General features: G+C 58.0%; 13 protein-coding genes and 1 pseudogene. 5 read left to right on the top strand and 9 right to left on the bottom strand.

What is annotated here, in order from left to right; translation table 11 throughout:
• Positions 1 to 36: 36 nt before the first annotated feature.
• Positions 37 to 1761 (bottom strand): biosynthetic-type acetolactate synthase large subunit, encoded by a 1725-nt coding sequence (gene ilvB / locus FEM03_RS04450; RefSeq protein ID WP_138084985.1) that lies wholly within the window; start codon positions 1759 to 1761, stop codon positions 37 to 39.
• 286 nt (positions 1762 to 2047) lie between these two features.
• On the opposite strand from ilvB, the gene polX reads away from it, so the two are divergent.
• Positions 2048 to 3790 (top strand): DNA polymerase/3'-5' exonuclease PolX, encoded by a 1743-nt coding sequence (polX, locus tag FEM03_RS04445; protein ID WP_138084984.1) that lies wholly within the window; start codon positions 2048 to 2050, stop codon positions 3788 to 3790.
• Here polX and FEM03_RS04440 read toward each other — a convergent pair.
• Together FEM03_RS04440 and FEM03_RS04435 are read right to left on the bottom strand one after the other, a co-directional pair.
• Positions 3787 to 4320, bottom strand: coding sequence for a type II secretion system protein (locus FEM03_RS04440; RefSeq protein ID WP_276609644.1), 534 nt, complete (start codon positions 4318 to 4320; stop codon positions 3787 to 3789). The two genes, polX and FEM03_RS04440, sit on opposite strands and share 4 nt — an antisense overlap.
• 95 nt (positions 4321 to 4415) lie before the next feature.
• Entirely contained in the window at positions 4416 to 5168 is a 753-nt protein-coding gene (locus FEM03_RS04435; protein ID WP_138084982.1) for a hypothetical protein, read from the bottom strand.
• A gap of 61 nt (positions 5169 to 5229) precedes the next feature.
• Between FEM03_RS04435 and FEM03_RS04430 the strand changes: the two genes are divergently transcribed.
• Positions 5230 to 6021 carry a histidinol-phosphatase HisJ family protein gene (locus FEM03_RS04430; RefSeq protein ID WP_138084981.1) on the top strand — a complete coding sequence of 264 codons (792 nt, stop codon included), beginning with the start codon at positions 5230 to 5232 and terminating at the stop codon, positions 6019 to 6021.
• A gap of 123 nt (positions 6022 to 6144) precedes the next feature.
• Here FEM03_RS04430 and FEM03_RS04425 read toward each other — a convergent pair whose 3' ends face one another.
• From FEM03_RS04425 to FEM03_RS04415, 3 genes are all read right to left on the bottom strand, one after another.
• Entirely contained in the window at positions 6145 to 8601 is a 2457-nt protein-coding gene (locus tag FEM03_RS04425) for an ATP-binding cassette domain-containing protein (RefSeq protein ID WP_138084980.1), read from the bottom strand.
• 219 nt (positions 8602 to 8820) lie between these two features.
• Positions 8821 to 9231 carry a GNAT family N-acetyltransferase gene (locus FEM03_RS04420; RefSeq protein ID WP_138084979.1) on the bottom strand — a complete coding sequence of 137 codons (411 nt, stop codon included), beginning with the start codon at positions 9229 to 9231 and terminating at the stop codon, positions 8821 to 8823.
• A gap of 37 nt (positions 9232 to 9268) precedes the next feature.
• The gene (locus FEM03_RS04415) at positions 9269 to 10147 is read right to left on the bottom strand and encodes a LysR substrate-binding domain-containing protein (RefSeq protein WP_138084978.1); all 879 of its coding nucleotides are present in this window, start codon (positions 10145 to 10147) and stop codon (positions 9269 to 9271) included.
• Positions 10148 to 10216: 69 nt separating this feature from the next.
• Between FEM03_RS04415 and ilvD the strand changes: the two are divergent.
• The 3 genes and pseudogenes from ilvD (at position 10217) to FEM03_RS04400 (ending at position 14159) form a co-directional block, all read left to right on the top strand.
• Positions 10217 to 11910: pseudogene (gene ilvD, locus FEM03_RS25815) on the top strand (dihydroxy-acid dehydratase).
• A gap of 148 nt (positions 11911 to 12058) precedes the next feature.
• Positions 12059 to 13252: a DNA cytosine methyltransferase gene (locus FEM03_RS04405; protein ID WP_138084977.1), complete on the top strand. Its 1194-nt coding sequence runs from the start codon at positions 12059 to 12061 to the stop codon at positions 13250 to 13252.
• 112 nt (positions 13253 to 13364) lie between these two features.
• Positions 13365 to 14159 (top strand): NotI family restriction endonuclease, encoded by a 795-nt coding sequence (locus FEM03_RS04400; RefSeq protein WP_240772666.1) that lies wholly within the window; start codon positions 13365 to 13367, stop codon positions 14157 to 14159.
• 30 nt (positions 14160 to 14189) lie between these two features.
• On the opposite strand, the gene FEM03_RS04395 is transcribed toward FEM03_RS04400, so the two are convergent.
• The 3 genes from FEM03_RS04395 to pdeM form a co-directional block, all read right to left on the bottom strand.
• Complete coding sequence (locus FEM03_RS04395) at positions 14190 to 15197, bottom strand: aldo/keto reductase (protein WP_138084975.1); 1008 nt, start codon at positions 15195 to 15197, stop codon at positions 14190 to 14192.
• Between the two features lie 123 nt (positions 15198 to 15320).
• Entirely contained in the window at positions 15321 to 17108 is a 1788-nt protein-coding gene (locus tag FEM03_RS04390) for a bifunctional lysophospholipid acyltransferase family protein/GNAT family N-acetyltransferase (RefSeq protein ID WP_138084974.1), read from the bottom strand.
• A 215-nt stretch (positions 17109 to 17323) separates the two neighbouring features.
• Positions 17324 to 17980 (bottom strand): ligase-associated DNA damage response endonuclease PdeM, encoded by a 657-nt coding sequence (gene pdeM, locus FEM03_RS04385; protein ID WP_166442621.1) that lies wholly within the window; start codon positions 17978 to 17980, stop codon positions 17324 to 17326.
• Between the last annotated feature and the right edge of the window lie 11 nt (positions 17981 to 17991).

Below are 17991 nucleotides of genomic sequence, written 5' to 3'. Positions count from 1 at the left end.
CACAGATTGTCCGGGTGGCAACGGCGTGAAGGGGGACTAGGTCGAACCGGTGGGTTTGTCCATTTTGTATTTCGGAGCTTCGGTGAGCATGTCTTCCAAAGCGGCCCCGGCGGGGATCATGGGATAGACGTTTTCATGCTTGATGCACTCGGCTTCGATGAGGCAGGGGCCGTCATTGTAGTCGAGGGCCTGCTGGAGGACGCGACCGACATCGGCGGGACGGCCAATGTGGAAACCCTTGATGCCATAGGCGGCGGCAAGCTTGATGAAGTCAGGGTTGCCGATGAGATCCACGCCGCTTTCGCGGTTTTCGAAGAACAACTCCTGCCACTGACGCACCATGCCAAGGTAGTGGTTGTTGAGCACGAGGATCTTGATGGGCAGTTTGAGAATGGCGGCGGTCGCCAGTTCAAACAAGGTCATTTGGAATCCGCCGTCGCCGCTGATGGAGATCACGGTGGCATCCGGGCAACCGAGTTGAGCGCCAATGGCAGCGGGGAAACCGAAGCCCATGGTGCCGGCACCGCCGGAGCTGAGCCAATGGAAGCTTTTGTCGTTTTTGTAGAACTGGGCGGCCCACATCTGATGCTGACCCACGTCGGTGGAGACGATGGCCTTGCCTTCGGTGAGCTGGTAAAGCTCGTCGATGACCTGCTGCATGCGCAGACCACCCTGCTTTTTGTAGGAGAGCGGGAATTTCTTCTTGTAGCCGTCGAGCTGTTCGTTCCAAGCCTTGGTCTCCAGAGGGGTGATCAGAGGAAGCAACTCTTTGAGAGCGGCTTTGGCATCGCCTTTGATGAAGACGTCCGCCTGGATCATTTTGTTGGCTTCCGACTCGTCGATGTCGAAGTGAATGATGCTCGCTTTCTTGCCGAACTCGGTCGCTTTGCCGATGATGCGGTCATCAAATCGGGAGCCGATGTTGATGATACAGTCGGTTTCGCACATGGCTTTGTTGGCATAAGCGGTGCCGTGCATGCCGAGCATGCCGAGGCTGAGGCGATGGGTCTCAGGGAACACGCCTTTGCCGAGCAGGGTGGATGTCACCGGGGCATTCAAGGTTTCCGCAAGCTCCATCAACTCTTTGTCGGCACGGGCGATCATGGCCCCCTGGCCCACGAGAATCACGGGACGCTTGGAGAGTGCAATGAGCTTGGCGGCTTCTTCGACGGACTTCTTGTTGATCTTGAAAGACTCTTCGGGGTGGTAACCGGGAAGGTCCATTGGCTCGTCCATGGAACCGGTGAAGGGTCCCTGGCTCATGTCCTTCGGAATATCAATCAACACCGGGCCGGGACGACCGGTGGTGGCGATGTGATAGGCTTCGCGGGCAAAACGAGGAATGTCGTTGGTGTTCTTCACCAGATAGCTGTGCTTCACCACGGGAGCCGTGATGTTGAAGATGTCGGCTTCCTGGAAAGCGTCTTTGCCGAGCATCCATGAAACGGCCTGACCGGTGATGATGATCATGGGCACCGAATCCATCTGCGCGGTCATGATGCCGGTCACGGTATTGCCGGCACCGGGGCCGGAGGTCACCAAAACAGCGGCCGGACGACCGGTGGCGCGGGCGTAACCGTCGGCCATGTGGACTGCACCCTGCTCGTGGCGCACGAGGACGAACTTCATGTTCGTCTTCACGGTTTCGAGGGCATCGAAAATCGGAATCGCGGCACCGCCGGAGTAACCGAAAACATACTCAATGCCGAGTTTGTCGAGCGTTTTGATAAGCGCCTGAGCGCCGTCCAGTTTTTCTGTCATATTGGGTGTTCCTCCTGAAAATTGAGGGTTGGGAGGTTGATTCTCTCATTAATCCATGAAATCGCAATAGAAAATTGAAGTTTCGCGTGAGAATGTGGACTTTTAGAATGGATTCCAATTCGAAAATGACGATTTTGCTATAATATTGAACGATTTTGGTGGTGGCGCTCAAAAAGAATCACTCGATTTGACCATGAGATGGCAACGGATCGATCATCGGTCAAATGAGTGGGAATCGACGTTACTTGTTGTTGGACAGTATCTAACCATCGTTCACAGTTTTAATATGACTGCCACGGAAGCCGTAACCATCTTTGAACGCATCGCCTTGTTGATGGAACTTAAGGAGGAGAATCCGTTTAAGATTAGAGCGTATCGGACAGGAGCGGAGGTGGTGGAGAATTTTCCAGGGCCAATCATGCAACTGGCGGAAAAGAATGAGCTGGCGGGCATCAAAGGTTTGGGAGAGGCGTTGCGGGACAAGCTGCATGAGATGGCGACCACCGGAGGACTGGGATTTTATGACAAGTTACGGGAGGGATTTAGTGACGATTTTTTTGAGTTGTTTGAAGTGCAGGGATTGGGGCCGAAGAAGATCAAGGTGTTGCATGAAACTTTTGGGATTTCATCGGTGGCGGATCTAAAGCGAGTTTGTGAGAGCGGTGAAGTGGCGAAGCTCGCCGGATTTGGGTCAAAAACGGTGGTGAAGCTACTGGAGTCGCTGGCATTTCGTGAAACGCACGCTCAAGAGTTTCGAGGCGATCAAGTTGCGCCTTTGGCGGAGGAAATCTTGGGGATGCTTCGACTGCACCCGGAGATCACGCGGGTGAGTGTGGCTGGCAGTTACCGACGCGGCAAGGAGACGGTGCATGACCTGGATTTTTTGGTGGCGACGCGGGAACCGAAATTGGTGATCGAAGATTTTGTGGGGATACCGCAAGTGCAATCGATACTGGGTCAGGGCGAAACCAAGGCGAGTGTGCTCTTAAGAAATGGGTTGCAGTGTGATCTGCGGGCGGTGAGCAATGCGCAGTTTCCTTTTGCACTGCAGTATTTCACCGGCAGCAAGGAGCACAATGTGACCTTGCGTCAGCGAGCCTTGGATCGGGGGCTTTCGCTGAATGAGTATGGGCTGAAGCCCGTCGAGGGATCGAATACGGTGGAGCCGGAGGTGATGGAAGAAGGGGACATCTATCGCGCACTAGGCCTGTCGTGGATTGAACCGGAACTGCGCGAGAACAGCGGCGAGATTCAACTGGCGGAAAAGCAGCCTTTGCCCAAGTTGGTGGAGCTGAGTAATCTGCGTGGGGTGTTTCACAATCATACCACCTGGAGTGATGGCGTGGCTTCATTGGAAGCGATGGCGGAGGAGGCGCAGGAGCTGGGGTTGCAGTATTTGGGCATTGCGGATCACAGCAAATCCTCTTTCCAGGCGAATGGACTGGATGCGGTGCGCTTGTTGAAGCAGGTGGAGGAGATTCGGGCGTTGAATGCGACTTATGACGGGGGGCATTTCAAGATTTTCGCGGGTAGTGAAGTGGACATTTTGAAGGACGGCAGCCTGGATTTTGACGATGAGGTGCTGTCACAATTGGACTACGTGGTGGCATCGGTTCATGCGTCGTTCACCCTGCCCGAAGCGGAGATGACCAAACGCATCATCAAGGCGATGGAGAATCCATATGTGACCATGCTTGGTCATGTCAGCGGGCGTCTGCTTTTGCAACGTCCGCCCTATGCGGTGGACATCGCGGCGGTGATTGAAGCGGCTGCAGCGACGGGAACGATCATTGAGCTGAATGCGAGTCCCTGGCGCTTGGACATGGACTGGCGTTGGTGGAAGCTGGCGAAGGAGAAAGGCGTGAAGTGCTCCATCAATCCCGATGCCCACAGCCCGCGTGGATTGCAGGACATTTTTTATGGCATCCGCGCCGCCAGAAAAGGCTGGCTGACGCGGGAGGACATCATCAACTGTCTGCCACTGAGCAAGGTGGACGAGTTTTTGCGGGCGAAATTTTTGAGCCGTTAGAGTCCTGAAGGAATTGCAGGACCTTGTGTGATAGTGCCATCAGGCATGAGCAGGTTGGCTCCCTGGTCCTTGTAATGAAATCCGCCGCGCTCAATGACCCAAGGCTGTTTCCAGCGAAAAGCGGTGTTGGGAAATTCATCGAAAGCCGTGGGAACGTAGGAACTTTTGTATTTGTCCTTCTCGTCTTCTTTGCTCCCTGAATTGGCAAATTGATCGCTTGGACAAATCCATTGCGTGCGATCAACACCATGATCCTTGAGTTTGTTATACCAAAATTCCCACTCTGCGCTTTCATCAGCGAACTTGGTCCCTGGACCTTGGGGGAGTTGCGGCCAGATCATGTCATTCTCTTGCATGTAGGTGGTGAATCCAATATGCAAAATGCGCATCCGCGAGACGCAACCGGCAAATCCGGCACGTTCACGAAGCCAAGAGTAACTTGGAATTGCCAAGGTCACCAGAACTCCAATGAGGGTGACAACCATGAGGATTTCGACGAGGGTAACCCCTTTTCTGTTTGGCGAACGCATGAATTGAGGTTCTAACAAGTAACGATACAGGTATAAAAATGCCGCACAGGTTTCCCTGTGCGGTATAAATGATCGATCAAGAAGGCACAGCTAAACTAGCGCCGGGTGAGGAAAAATTTCCGAGCACCGTAAACAGTGATATCGACTTTCTCACTGTTTTGATAGACACCGTCGGCACTGGGAACTGCGTCCTGAAGAGTGCCAAGTTGGTTCACGAGATCTCCAATAAGGTCCCCAAGAGAAGAGTTTGGTGGTGGAGTGTAATCTTCAATGATTGAGACAATCCCCTGGTAAATGACCTGTTCGGCGGAGGGGTTAATAATGACCAATTCTCCGGTGCCCTCAAACGTCAACTCGGGGTGAGTGCTCGTTATATCAGCTGTCCAGGCAATGTTGGCGGTCAACCCAAGACCGTTGGAAACGATTGAGTTGGTGGCGGAAAGATCTCCATCATCGCCCGTGGTGCTGGCGCTCAATGTCACTTCACTCTGTGCGTTGGTGAAACCGGAAACGCTTCTGGTTGCATGATCAACAAATCCGGTGGCATTGCCAAAGAAAGTAACTCCTTTGTAGTAGACGATGGAACGGTTGAGATAACTGCCGATCGTGGTGGAAAGCGCGGTGCTCGAACCGGTGGTTGCCGTGTTGATCGAGGGACCAAGATCAACATTCACGCCGAACTGCATGAAACCTGAACCATTTTTCATGCGGAAAGCGGCCTGATAAATGCCGCGATCATCAAGAAGCTGACCGTGGGTGCCTCCGTCAAAGGGGCCACCAACCCAAGCGAAAGAGCTCGCAGGCAGGGCTGCGATCAAACCTAAAAGAAGCGATATTTTCTTGATCATGTGCCTCAAACTAGCCGAATGAGGGTTGGACGTTCAAGATTTTTTTAAACTTTTTCACTTTATGCCGCCGGACTACCACACCCATACGCCGCTTTGCCATCATGCTGAGGGACTTCCACGCGATTATGCGGAGGCGGCGAAACGGTTGGGGTTACCGGAACTGGGGCTGTCGGATCATAGTCCGATGCGGGAGTATTTTGATGACTGGCGCATGGGGTGGGAGGATTTTCCCCGGTATCTGGAAATGGTGGACGAGGCGAGGGCGGAATTTCCCGATTTGCCGATCCGGTTAGGGCTGGAGGTGGATTTTCTTGAGGGAGGGGAGGCGTGGATTGAGGAACTGTCGACGAAAGCGAATTTTGATTACTTGATTGGCAGTGTGCATTACCTGGCTCCGGGGTGGGATGTGGACAATCCGAAACATTTGTCGAAGTTTGCGGAGTGTGGGGTGGAGGAGGTGTGGTCGCGGTATTTTGAGGTGTATGAGAAAATGATCCGCTCGCGATTGTTTGATTTTGTCGGGCACCCGGATCTGCCGAAGAAGTTCGGGCATCGACCGGAGGGCGATTTGCGGCGCTTCTATGAGCCGGTGGTGCAGGCGCTGGCGGATACGGGCACCGCGTATGAGATCAATACCGCGGGATTGCGTAAGGATGCCCAGGAGTTGTATCCGGCGGTGGGGTTTGTGGAACTGGCTTTTGAGGCGGGGGTGCCGTTGTTGATCAACTCGGATGCCCACAAGCCGGAAGAAGTGGGAGCGAATTTTGCGGAGGCGATGGCAGTGGCGAGGGGTGTTGGTTACGAGGGGTCGGTGTGGTTTGAAGGGCGGAAGGGCCGGGTGGTGGGATTTTGAGGAAAGGATAAAGGATAAATCATGAAGCGAAGTGCAACTTCGCGGTCCCTCTGAAAGTAGAAGGCTCGTCCCGAGCCTTGGGGGTTGGATGAATGCAAGGCCCGGGACGGACCTTCTACTATTTTATTCCCTTTGCTGACGGAGGAAGAAGTAGGAACCGAGGCAGGTGAGGGTGGTCCAGAGGAGCAGAATGATGATGGCGTGGATGGCGGGATGGCTCCATGCATAAGTGGCGCCGAGGCGGAACTTGACGGGACTTTCGGGATTCCAAGTGCCTTCGCGAGTGCGCATGGGCAGGCCCCGGACGGCACTGTAGAGTTGGGATTCTTCAAATTGATAGGGGGCGTCGGGTTGGATTCCGAGCCAGGAACGGGTGGGGCGCAGGGCGGTGGCGAGGTTTTCGTAGGAGGTGAGATGACCGGCCTGGTCGAGTTCGTCGTAGTTGCCGATGGGTTGTTGCCAGAGAAGGCTGGTGTCGACGAGCCGTTGGGAGGCGAAGCCGGGGAAGGTGCGGCTGAGGACCCGGGGGGCGGGTCGATCATGCCAGTCTTCGAGTTTGAAGACATAACCGGAAAAGAGAATTTGGGGGATGGTGAAAACCGGGACGAGAAGGACGGCTTGCAAAACGTTGCGTGACCAGGAGGAGATGAGCAGGCCGATGCCGGTGGCGGCGAGGGTGGTGGCGGCGAGGGCGGTGAGCTGCCAGAGGACAGAGCCGGCGATGCCACCGAAAAGTTTGAGGATGGTATATAAGAGGAGGGATTGGGCGAGGGAGGTGGCGCTGAGCCAGAGGAATTTGGCGCTGAGGTAATGGTGGATGCGCAGCCCGGCGAAGCGTTCGCGTTCGAAGATGGCCCTTTCTCTAACGATTTCAGGGGCGGCGTTGCCACAGGCCATCCAGAAGGTGGCGATGCAGGCGAGGAAGAGTTGGGTGGCGACTTGGTCGGGGGAGGTGCCTGCGGCGAGGGCGAGCAAGAGGCCGATCAATAGGGGCTGGCCGAGGAGAAGGAGGAGGTTTTTGGTGTCGGAACGAAGAATGTCCCACTGGCGGTGCAAAAGGATGGGCAGGGCAGGGCGGCGGCGATGGCTGGGTCGGGGTGGGGGAGCAACCGGTTCAGCGGGAGGTTTGGGGGCGGTGGCGGATTGCTGGGTGTGGGTTTCGTAGTCGCTGCGCCACTGGGAGGGTTTGCGCTCTTGAAGTCGGGGATAGATGGCGGTGAGGTCTTTGGCTTTGAAAAAATCGCGCGCAGCGCTGGGTCGACCACGAAAGACGGTGGTGCCGGCTTCGCCATGCTGAACGGAGGCGCTGAGGATCTCCACGCTGTCCATGAGATGGACATTTTCCATCAAGTGGGTGGCGCAGATGACCGTGCAGCCGGTGGCGGTGAGGTCGCGCAACTGGCGCATCAGCTGGGCTTCGGATTCGGGGTCGAGTCCGGAAGTGGGTTCGTCGAGGAGCAACAGCGGGGGCCGGCTGAGCATTTCGACGGCGACGCTAAGCCGTTTCAACTGGCCGCCGGAAAGTCGTTTGGCCGGGGTGTCGAGGTGGTCGCTAAGACCTAGCTGGCGGGCGAGGCGGGCAATCAGTTTGTCGATTTCGAGTTGGGGGGCGCGGGCGGGGAGGCGGAGGGCGGCGGCGTAGCGAAGGGCCTGGCGACCGGTGAGTTCGAGGTGGATGATTTCTTTTTGGGGGACGTAGCCGAAGTAGCGGGCGGGATCTTCGAGGCTGGAGGTGCGGGTTTGATTGAGCTGGATGGTTCCTTCGGTGAGGGGGGTGAGGCCGCAGAGGGTGCGCAGAAGGGTAGTTTTGCCGGCACCGGAAGGGCCGATGATGCCGATGAATTCTCCAGCGGCAGCGGCGAATCCGGCATTGTGAAGGAGGTGGCGGGCGGCGCTTTTGACGTGGATGTTTTGAGCGGTGAGGGCGCAGCCGTTTTGCAGGGGGATGCGGCGGAGGGCCCAGCCTTCGCAGGTGAAGGCGTATTCCGGGCCGAAGTCGATGCGGTCGCCGATGAGCAGGGGGTGGCGTTCGAAGTAGCGGCCGTTGGCGAGGAGGCCGGAACCACCTTTGTCGATCAGGGTGTAGCCATCGGGAGCCTTTTCGAGGACGGCGTGAATGGGGAGGAGGGTGTCGTCGTCGAGATGGACGTGGGCTTCCGAACCGCTACCGAAGGTGAGGCCGGATTCGAGGGGGATCTCGCTGACTGTTTTGCCGCGCAGGGGAACAGTGAGTCCGGAGGATGAGTCGGCGGCGTTGGCGGAAGAAGTTTTGGGGGCGTGGTAATGGAATTCGAAATCACCGACGCGGATGATGTCGCCGCTGCGGAGATTGGTGGGAGCCTTGAGCGGCTGACCGTGGAGGACGATGGGAGCGTTGGGTTCAGCGCTTTCGATGCGGGTGAAGCGTCCGTTCCAAGTGAGGGTGGCGTGTTGGGGTTGGAGGGAGGGGTGAGGAATGCGGAACTGGGCACCGCGGGCGGAGCCGATATGAAAGGGTTGGTCGAGCTCCAGAGTTTTGCTGAGCTGGGTGCCGCCGGAAAGAGTAAGGATTGGGGCGGTAGTTGGTGGAGCGGCTGCCATGACCCGGAAAGGTTGTGGGGGCAGGTGAAAGGGTCAAGGAGGAACTGGATGGGTGTTTTGATCGCTGGCTGGTGTGGAGTGCGGTGCTCGGCACTGCTTTTGAAGTTTGGTGAGATGTGGACACGGTCTATCTCTTACCGGTTGCCATCCAGGCGAGTCCAAAGCGCCGAAGATCGTCGCACTCCAAAAGCCCGGAAGACCCTTCGATCATGAGTTTTATCACAAGGGTCGGGTTGATTCGATGATCCAGGCGGACGGATGAGATTGGAAGCCAATTTTGGGATAGTAGCCGGTGGCTTGTGGGGCTGATAGCAGGATCAACTTGGCTTTGGGACCGAGCATTGACATGGTCAGTCGGATGAGTTGTTTGCCGATGCCAGTTCGTTGATAGTTTTTGTCCACGGCGAGATCCGATAGGTAACAGCAAAAGTGGAAATCGGTGACGGAGCGTGCGATGCCGATCAATCGGTCGTCGTCCCACGCGGTGCACAGCAAGTCGGCGTGATCAAGCATGGCTTGGATGCATGCCGGGTCGTCGACAGGGCGTCGTTCTGCAAGGGTGGAACGTTGCAGAAGGTCGACGAATTGGTCGCAGTTGATCTTGCGGTCGGTCGAGTAGTGACTGGGCATGGCGGCGCTGTTTGTTGGATGAAGTCATGGCACAAATTTAACCGAGCGCCTTGAGAAAGTGCTGCATGGGCTGAGCGGCCTTTCCGGTTCGATGGGCGAAGACGTGGGCGATGGTGGGTTTTTCTTTAAGGGGGATGGCGATGACAGCGGGGCCCATGAGGTGGGCGATGGATTGGGGGAGGAGGGCGATGCCGGAGCCGGCGGCGACCATGACGGCAACGGCTTGGGCGCGTGGGGATTCGAGGATGATGCGTGGGCGGAAGCCGGCTTTGCGGCATTTTTCTTGAACGAAGGTGCTGAAGGCCGGGGCGGCGGAGGCGGCGACGGCGATGAAGTTTTCTTTGGCGAGGTCGGCGAGGGCGAGGCGTTTGTGAGTGGTGAGGGGATGACCTGAGGGGACGAGGGCGATGAGGGGTTCCTTGTGCCAAGTGATGAACTGGATGCCGGGGGAGGGGGTGTTGGGAGGGAGGCCGATGAAACCGCCGTCGAGTTTGCCCTGGGCGATGGCGCGGAGTTGTTCGGAGGGGGGGATGTCGTGGAGGATGATTTGGGTGCTGGGGTGGGTCTCGCGGAAACGGCGGAAGGTGTCGACGAGGTCGGCATTGAGCACGGCGCTGACGAAGCCGAGTCGGAGGCGGGCGGTTTCGCCTTGGGCGGCGCGGCGGGCGAGTTCGGCGGCGCGGGTGAGTTGGGGGAGGATGCCGCGGGTTTCTTCATAGAAGAGGTTGCCGGCGGTGGTGATGGTGACGGTGCGGGATTCGCGGTCGAAGAGTTGGGTTCCGAGTTTTTCTTCGAGGGTGCGGATGTGCCGGGATAGCGGAGGTTGGGCAAGGTTAAGTCGACGGGCGGCGCGGGTGAAGGAAAGTTCTTCGGCGACGGCGGTGAAACATTCAAGTTCGCGCAGGGAGTAGTCCATACTGAAAAAGTATCATATCGCGACCAGATGGGTATTTTTGTTATGGTCGATTTTCAGGGAGGATGGGGGATGAAAAAGTTGAACAGTGATACCATCAAGAAGGGGAGTCAGCGGGCTCCGCATCGGAGTTTGTTGCGTGCGACGGGGGTGATTGAGTCGGATGAGGATTTTGACAAGCCGTTCATTGCGATTGCGAATTCGTTTGTGCAGATCATTCCTGGTCATGCTCACCTGGACGTGGTGGGCAGGAAGGTGAGGGCGGCGGTGAGGGCAGCGGGCGGGGTGCCGTTTGAGTTCAACACGATCGGCGTGGATGATGGGATTGCGATGGGGCATGGGGGGATGAAGTATTCTTTGGCGTCGCGTGAGTTGATTGCGGATTCGGTGGAGACGATGTTGCGGGCGCATTGTTTTGACGGGGTGGTGTGCATTCCGAATTGCGACAAGATTGTGCCGGGCATGATGATGGCGGTGGCGCGGGTGAACATTCCGGCGGTGTTTGTTTCGGGGGGGCCGATGAAGGCGGGGGTGGATCCGGTGACGGGGAAGGCGCTTGATCTGGCGTCGGTGTTTGAGGCGGTGGGGCAGTTGTCGGCGAACAGAATCGATGAGGGGAAGCTGCGGGAGATTGAGATGAATGCGTGTCCGACTTGTGGTTCGTGTTCGGGGATGTTCACGGCGAATTCGATGAACTGTTTGTGCGAGGCGCTGGGGTTGGCGTTGCCGGGAAACGGGTCGATTTTAGCGACGGATGCGGGTCGGGACCGATTGTTTGAAGAGGCGGGTCGGGCGGTGGTGAGATTGGTGCGGGAGAACGTGCGGCCTTCGGATATCTTAACCCGCGAGGCGTTTGATAACGCATTGGCTTTGGACATGGCGATGGGGGATCATCGAACACGATTTTGCATTCGCTGGCGGTGGCGCACGAGGCGGGGGTGCGCTTGTCGATGGAGGATTTTAACGCGATTGCGGAGCGGGTGCCGCATTTATGCAAGGTGGCACCTTCGGGGAAATATCACATGGAGGACATCGACCGGGCCGGGGGAATTTCGGCGATTTTGAGGGAGGTGAGTCGGAAGGAGGGGGTGTTGCATTTGAATGCGAAGACCGTGTCGGGAAAGACGTTGGGTGAGGTGATTGAGGGGGCGGAGGTGAGGGATGCGGATGTGATCCGGTCGATAGAGAATGCGCATTCGCCGAGGGGTGGTTTGGCGGTGTTGTTTGGGAATCTGGCGCCGCAAGGTTGTGTGGTGAAGGCGGCGGGAGTGGCTGAGACGATGATGAAGTTTACGGGTCCGGCGGTGATTTTTGAGTCGCAGGAAGAAGCAAGCGTGGGGATTTTGGTGGGGAAGGTGAAGGCGGGGGATGTGGTCATCATTCGGTATGAGGGGCCGCGTGGGGGACCGGGGATGCAGGAGATGCTGGCACCGACATCGGCGATTGCGGGTCGGGGTTTGGCGGAATCGGTGGCGCTGATCACGGACGGTCGGTTCTCGGGAGCGACGCGTGGGGGTGCGATTGGTCATGTGTCGCCGGAGGCGGCGGCGGGCGGGCCGATTGCGTTGGTGGAAGCAGGGGATTTGATTGAGATCGATATTCCGGCGCGGGGAATTAGGCTGTGTGTGGAGGAGGGGGAGTTGGAGCGGAGGAGATTGGCGTGGAAGAAGCCGGAGCCGAAGGTGCGGGGTGGGTGGTTGGAGCGTTATGCGGCGATGGTGACGAGCGCGGACACGGGGGCGGTGTTGCGGGTGGGGGAAGGGTAGGCAATTCTCGGTGAATTTTATGGTGTGAATCGGGATGTCGTTTAGATAGTGTCACTTTGTTCCAAGTCAAAGATGTCGGTAAAAAGTATTCAAATGAACAACAATCGATTGTTTTTGGACGAGGGCGTGTCAGGATTGAAATCTAGATATGGGAGACTTGAATACAATTGATCTGTTTGCTGGTGCCGGTGGAATTACCGAGGGCTTTCGCCAGGCGGGGTTCAATTGTCTATATTCCAATGATTTTAACGAGAACGCTGTCGAAACGTTTCGACTGAATCATCGGGATACTTGGGCCACGCACGGTCCGATTGAAAACCAGGACCCTGAGAGTGTGCGGCACAAGCTTGGGTTACAGAAAGGAGAGTTGGATTGTATTTTGGGCGGTCCACCGTGTCAGGGCTTTTCCATTTATGCGCCGGACCGGATACTTGATGATCCCCGCAACTCGATGTTTCGGCATTACCTGAGGTTTGTTGACGAATTTGCTCCGAGAACTCTGTTGATTGAGAACGTGCCTGGGATGCTTTCGCTTGGCGGAGGGCGTGTGGTAGAAACGATTTTGCGGGAGCTGACTGATCGGGGTTATAAGACGAGTTGTCGGATCATGTTGGCGGCGCATTTTGGTGTGCCGCAGAATCGCTTCCGTTTGATTTTTCTTGCGTCGCTATCGCCCGGTTTGGTGCACCCGGAGCCCACTCATTTTCATGAGGCACTGGCGAACTTCACCGGAGGTTCAACGCTGACCACCCGATTGAGACCGTTGGATTCTTTGATGCTGGAGCCTGCGGTGACGCTCAGGGATGCGATTTCGGATTTGCCGATGATTGAGGCGGGTGGCGGTGCTGAGGAGATGCCGTATGGGAAACGCCGTGAGATCAGCAAGTATGCGGCTGAACTACGAATGGGAACTGAGAAGTTGTTCAATCATACGTCGAACAAACTTTCGCCAATCAATTTAGAGCGATTGAGGCATATCCCTGCCGGGGGTGCCTGGACCAATATTCCGTTTGAGTTGTTGCCGGAAGGGATGAAAAAGGCCCGGAGGTCTGACCATACCAAGCGGTATGGAAGGCTGGCTTGGGATTCGCTGGCGTGCACGATGTTGACCAAGTGCGACCCTCATTGGGGGGCGGTCTTCCATCCAGACCAGGCGCGTGCGTTTTCTGTGCGTGAAGCGGCGCGGATTCAAAGTTTCCCGGACTACTACAGGTTTAAGGGCAACCGGGGATCTCAGTTTGAGCAAGTTGGCAATGCCGTGCCGGTGTTGTTGGCCAGGGCGATTGCCGAAACGATGAAGTCTCATCTTGAAGTGAGGGGGAAAAGCAGTTGTGCCGCTTAAAGTAAATGAGCTTTTTGGTGTCTCGCCAACGGCTGAAGGGTTCGGAGCTGCAGTTCGAAGTCGGAAGTGCCCTTTCATTTCGTTGCCATGCAGAAAAAATTTTAGTGACGGGATGGCATCAGGGTTGTGCACGGCCTCGGCTTCTAAAGACAAGTCGGCTGTCATTTGTTGTCCGCAGCGACTTTACGCGAATGAGTATCAGGTGTTGTGGCAGGTTTGTTTGACGGCATTCGGGCCGACTGTTCCAATGGTGACGAATCTGACCGGTGGGTTGCCTTCGGGTGGTGCCGCTATTCCTTTTGGTCAGCGGCTGGGCAAGGAACTTAAGGTTCAGTCGCGCGGTTCAACCTACTCTTTTGATTGGATCATCGCCCATGTTGATGGTGGGGGAGAGTTGCTGGAGTTTGTTGCGGTTGAGGTGCAAACCATTGATACGACAGGAAGCTATCGGAGACAGAGTTGGGAGTTACAATCGCTGCATCAGGGGAGTGGGATCGAGGGGTTTGCGGCGCCGTTGGAGGGGAAGTCGTCCAACTTCAATTGGGAGAATGTCAACAAACGCATTCTCCCGCAGTTGATCACCAAAGGGCATCTTCTGCGGGTGGAAGAGCAATGCAAAAAGGGATTGTTTTTTATCTGTCCAACTCCGGTGCTAAGGAGAATTTATGAGCGGTTGGGGAACAAACTTGCGGAGTATGCGTTGCAGCCGGGGTCGATTACCTTTCAAGACTATTCCATAGACGAATCGTCGAGCGTTTCCCCTTTTCCTCTGGTGCAGGGATCTTCGTTCACGACAACGCATGATCAACTCGCGCTGGCATTTTCTTCGCCGCAGAATCTTCCTGCCAAGAATTCGTATTCGAAAATTGTGAGGGAAGCGATCAAGGAACGATTGGCGGGAGTGTAGGTGCCTTTGTTAGGGAAGGTGTTTGTGATTCTAACCCTGGGGAGTGGGGCGTTCGCTGTCCATGTCGCGGAGCATGGCGAGGGGGTAGCGTTCGCCGGAGGCGGCGTTTTTGGGGATGGCTTGCTCGATGTCGGGGAGGTCGGTCCAGCTTAGAGGGAGGGTGAGGGAGCCGAGGATTTCTTGCAGTTGGGTGGGGGTGCGGGCGCCGATGATGGGGATGATGTCGTCGCCGCTGGCGAGGACCCAGGCGATGGCAAGCTGGGCGATGGTGGCGTTGTGTTGCTCGGCAAGGGGGCGGAGGGATTCGACGAGCTGGAGGTTTTTTTCGAGATTGGCGGCGCGGAATCTCGGGCTGACGCTGCGGAAGTCGCGCGGTGTGAGGGCGGTGGGGTCGAAGTGGCCGCTGAGGAGGCCGCGGGAGAGGGTGCCGTAGGCGGTGATGCCGATGCCGAGTTCGCGGCAGGTGGGGATGATGGTGTCTTCGGCACCCCGGGTGAGGAGGGAGTATTCGAGCTGGACGTCGCAGATGGGATGGATGGCGTGGGCGCGGCGGATGGTGTCGGCGCTGACTTCGGAGAGGCCGATGTGGCGGATGTAGCCTTTTTTGACCATGGTGGCGAGGGCGGTGATGGTCTCTTCGATGGGGACGTTGGGGTCGAGGCGGACGGGGCGGTAGATGTCGATATGGTCAATGTTGAGGCGCTGGAGGGATTGGGCGAGGGAGTGGCGCATGAAGGCGGGGCGGGCGTCGATGGGGCCCCAGCCGCCGGAGGGGTCGCGCATGGCGCCGAATTTGCCGCTGATGATGAGTTTTTCGCGTGGGGTGGTGGCGAGGATTTCGCGGAGGAGGAGTTCGTTGTGGCCGGCGCCGTAGAAGTCGGCGGTGTCGAGCAGGGTGATGCCGGCGTCGATGGCGGCGTGGAGGGTGGCGAGGCTGGTGGTGCGGTCGGCGGGGCCGTAGTGGTCGGTCATGCCCATGCAGCCGAGGCCGAGGGTGGAGACGGTGGGGCCGGTTTTGCCGAGGGTGCGGGTGGTCATGGTGGTGGTGACGGGGTCAAGATGGGTGAATGGGTGTCACTTTCTTGATTCGTCACGCGGAGGGCGTTGGTTTCGGTTGGTGGGTCTTTTGACTCAGATGGGCGCAGACGAACTCAGATGTTCTTAGATGGGGGATTGATGATGAGCAAGGTATTGGGTGGCGGCGGTGGGGCCGAGGTATTTGGTGATGAGGCGGGGTTCGACGTTGAGGAGGTCGACGTGGATGAGGCCGTCGAGGCAGTTGGAGAAGGATTTGTCGACGTTGAAGCTGAGGAGGGTGCCGTTGAGACGGAGGTAGTGTTTGAGGAGGATGGGGAGGCCTTTGCCGTCGGCTTCAAGACTGGCGATGACGGCGGAGAAATCGTCGACTTCGCGGAGGTCGGCGGAGATGAATTCGCGCAGGAGTTTTTTGCTGCCTTTTTTGTGGAAGGGTTTTCTTGGGCGGATGTGGGGGGTGAGGGTGGGGTCGGCGCGGTGGTGGGTGAGGAAGGAGACCATGAGGCGTTTGGAGAGCTGCTGGTAGTCCTGGCTGATGGTGACGGGGCCGAAGAGGCGTCGGTATTGGGGATGTTGGGAGATCCAGGTGAAGACGCCTTTCCAGAGGAGGGGGAGGGCGGCGGGGTTGCGTTGATAGGTGGGGAGAATGAAGGAGCGACCGAGTTCGAGGGCGTTGTGGAGTCCGTCGGTGAAGGCGTTTTTGTATTTGAAGAGGGTGTGGGTGTAGAGGCCTTTTTTGCCGTGGGCGCGGAGGAGTTGGTCGCAGCGGCCGATGCGGTAGGCTCCGGCGAGGGTCTGGTTTTGGTGGTCCCAGAGGAAGAGGTGGAGGTAGTGGGGATCGAAGCGGTCGAGGTCAATGGCGTTGCCGGTGCCTTCGCCGACGGTGCGGAAGGTGAGTTCGCGGCAGCGACCGATTTCCTGGAGGAGGTGGGGGATTTGTGAGGCGGTGGCGATGTGGACGGCGAGGTGGCCCTGCTGGGCGAGGGGTGGGGGGAGGGCGGCGACTTCGCGGGTGAGGGTGCTGGGGGTGTTGGGTGAGGGAGAAGGGGTTGAGAAGGCGACGGAGGGGGCGGATTTTTTGGGGAGGTTGGGTTGGCCGAGGACGAGGGTTTGGAGGCGGAGGTAGCGGGTGAGGGAGGTGTCGTTGTCGAAGTGTTTGAGTCGGGAGTAGGGGATGGGGCGGCCGATGCGCATGGTGACAGGGTGGCGGCTGCGGTCGAAGAGTTCGCGAAGGAGAAGGCTGGTGCGCAGGCGGGGATGAAGGATGCCGGCGGTTTGGAAAAGGACGCTGTTGCGGCCTTTGAAATAAACGGGGAGAACGGCGGCTTCGGAGCGTCGGGCGAGGGCGCCGACGTGATCACTCCAGGGGCATTCCTGGATGCCGTGGCCGGGTTGGTAGTGGGCGACTTCGCCGCTGGGGAAGATGGCGAGGGCGCCGTGGTTTTTTTTGAGATGGCGCAGGCATTCTTTGATGGGGCGGAGGTTGCGCTGGGGGCTGTCGGGGTGGTGGAAGGGGTCGACGGGGACGATGAGGGGCCGGATGTCTTCGAGTTCGTTGAGGAGGAAGTTGGTCATGATGCGCAGGTCGGGGCGGTGCTGCGAGAGGTAGTGACCGAGGATGAGGGGGTCGAGGAGGCCGAAGGGGTGGTTGGAGACGACGATGAGGGGGCCTTGGGGGATGGTGAAGTTTTTTGGGGTGTCGAGGTCGCAGCGGACTTTGAGTTGCTGGAGGGCTGCGGTGAACCAGGCGAAGGGGGCGGGGGTGTCGGGCTGGGCGTTGACGGATAGCCGGGTGCGTTCGTAGAGGTCGTTGAAGCCGCGGATGTGGAGGCTGCGTTCGACGAGGGGGGCGGCGGCTTTGTAGAGCTGGCGGGAGACCGGGTGGTGCAGCTTGGAGCTGAGGTCGATGACCATGGTATGGGGAAGGTTGGCGTTGGCGAACCTTTAATGAGGGGGTGACTGGGCTACGGTCAATGGGGGGTGGTCGACGGTTTTGTCACGTTGGGGAAGTGGGGCTCTGAGACCGACGGAACGTCGGTGGTCCGATGGACTGATGAAGAGAGACCGATGAGACATCCGTGGCCCGATAGATAGAGGCGATCTGGAGATCGCCTTTCCTTGGGAAGGAGTTAGCGGGTGGGGATTTGGAGGACTTCGGTGGGGCCGACGAGGTAGATCTTGTCGCCGGGTTTGGGGTGGATGCGGCTGGTGCCGGTGAAGGTGCCGAAGGCGGGGAGAATCAGGAGGTTTTGACTTAGATGAAAACAGGGGGCGGTGAGGCTGCTGTTATTGGTGCTGAGACGATGGGCGGGATGGAGGTGACCGGCAAGGGTGAAGTGGTCGGGGAGGGATTCGGGCTCGTGGCAGCAGGTGAAGGGAGGGAGGGGCCAGGGGCCGTGGACGAGTTCGATGTTGAGGGATTGGGCGGGGGGACCGGCGTGGCGGTCGTGATTGCCGGGGATGAGGGGGATGGGGAGGCCGGGACAGGTGGCGCGCCATTGGGGGAGGGCGGCAAGGGGGGTGGGGTTGTTGCCGGTGCGGGCGTGGAGGAAGTCGCCGAGGATGATGAGGTGTTGGGCGTTGGTTTGGTTGAGGATGTGAGTGAGGCGGAGGAGGTCGGCGTCGTGGGAGGATTCGCAGATGGGGATGCCGGCGTGGCGGAAGGTGGCGGCTTTGCCGAAGTGGGGGTCGGTGATGAAGAGGGTGGATTGGCGGGGCCACCAGAGGGCGCGCTCGGGGAAAAGATGGAGGGTTTCGTTCGCCCAAGTGATGGATAAAGATTTCAAATTTGAGATTT

The sequence above is a fragment of the Phragmitibacter flavus genome (genome assembly GCF_005780165.1).
Lineage (GTDB): Bacteria > Verrucomicrobiota > Verrucomicrobiia > Verrucomicrobiales > Verrucomicrobiaceae > Phragmitibacter > Phragmitibacter flavus.
Note: the sequence above shows the minus strand (reverse complement) of the source record. Positions and strands in the feature narration are given on the sequence as shown.

Excerpts from the sequence above, each read along its gene's own strand:
- FEM03_RS04400 (WP_240772666.1), top strand. The coding sequence starts at position 13,365 with ATGGCATCAGGGTTGTGCACGGCCTCGGCTTCTAAAGACAAGTCGGCT.
- polX (WP_138084984.1), top strand. The coding sequence starts at position 2,048 with ATGACTGCCACGGAAGCCGTAACCATCTTTGAACGCATCGCCTTGTTG.
- FEM03_RS04420 (WP_138084979.1), bottom strand. The coding sequence starts at position 9,231 with ATGCCCAGTCACTACTCGACCGACCGCAAGATCAACTGCGACCAATTC.
- ilvB (WP_138084985.1), bottom strand. The coding sequence starts at position 1,761 with ATGACAGAAAAACTGGACGGCGCTCAGGCGCTTATCAAAACGCTCGAC.
- FEM03_RS04440 (WP_276609644.1), bottom strand. The coding sequence starts at position 4,320 with ATGCGTTCGCCAAACAGAAAAGGGGTTACCCTCGTCGAAATCCTCATG.
- FEM03_RS04390 (WP_138084974.1), bottom strand. The coding sequence starts at position 17,108 with ATGGTCATCGACCTCAGCTCCAAGCTGCACCACCCGGTCTCCCGCCAG.
- FEM03_RS04430 (WP_138084981.1), top strand. The coding sequence starts at position 5,230 with ATGCCGCCGGACTACCACACCCATACGCCGCTTTGCCATCATGCTGAG.
- FEM03_RS04395 (WP_138084975.1), bottom strand. The coding sequence starts at position 15,197 with ATGACCACCCGCACCCTCGGCAAAACCGGCCCCACCGTCTCCACCCTC.
- FEM03_RS04415 (WP_138084978.1), bottom strand. The coding sequence starts at position 10,147 with ATGGACTACTCCCTGCGCGAACTTGAATGTTTCACCGCCGTCGCCGAA.
- FEM03_RS04405 (WP_138084977.1), top strand. The coding sequence starts at position 12,059 with ATGGGAGACTTGAATACAATTGATCTGTTTGCTGGTGCCGGTGGAATT.
- FEM03_RS04435 (WP_138084982.1), bottom strand. The coding sequence starts at position 5,168 with ATGATCAAGAAAATATCGCTTCTTTTAGGTTTGATCGCAGCCCTGCCT.
- FEM03_RS04425 (WP_138084980.1), bottom strand. The coding sequence starts at position 8,601 with ATGGCAGCCGCTCCACCAACTACCGCCCCAATCCTTACTCTTTCCGGC.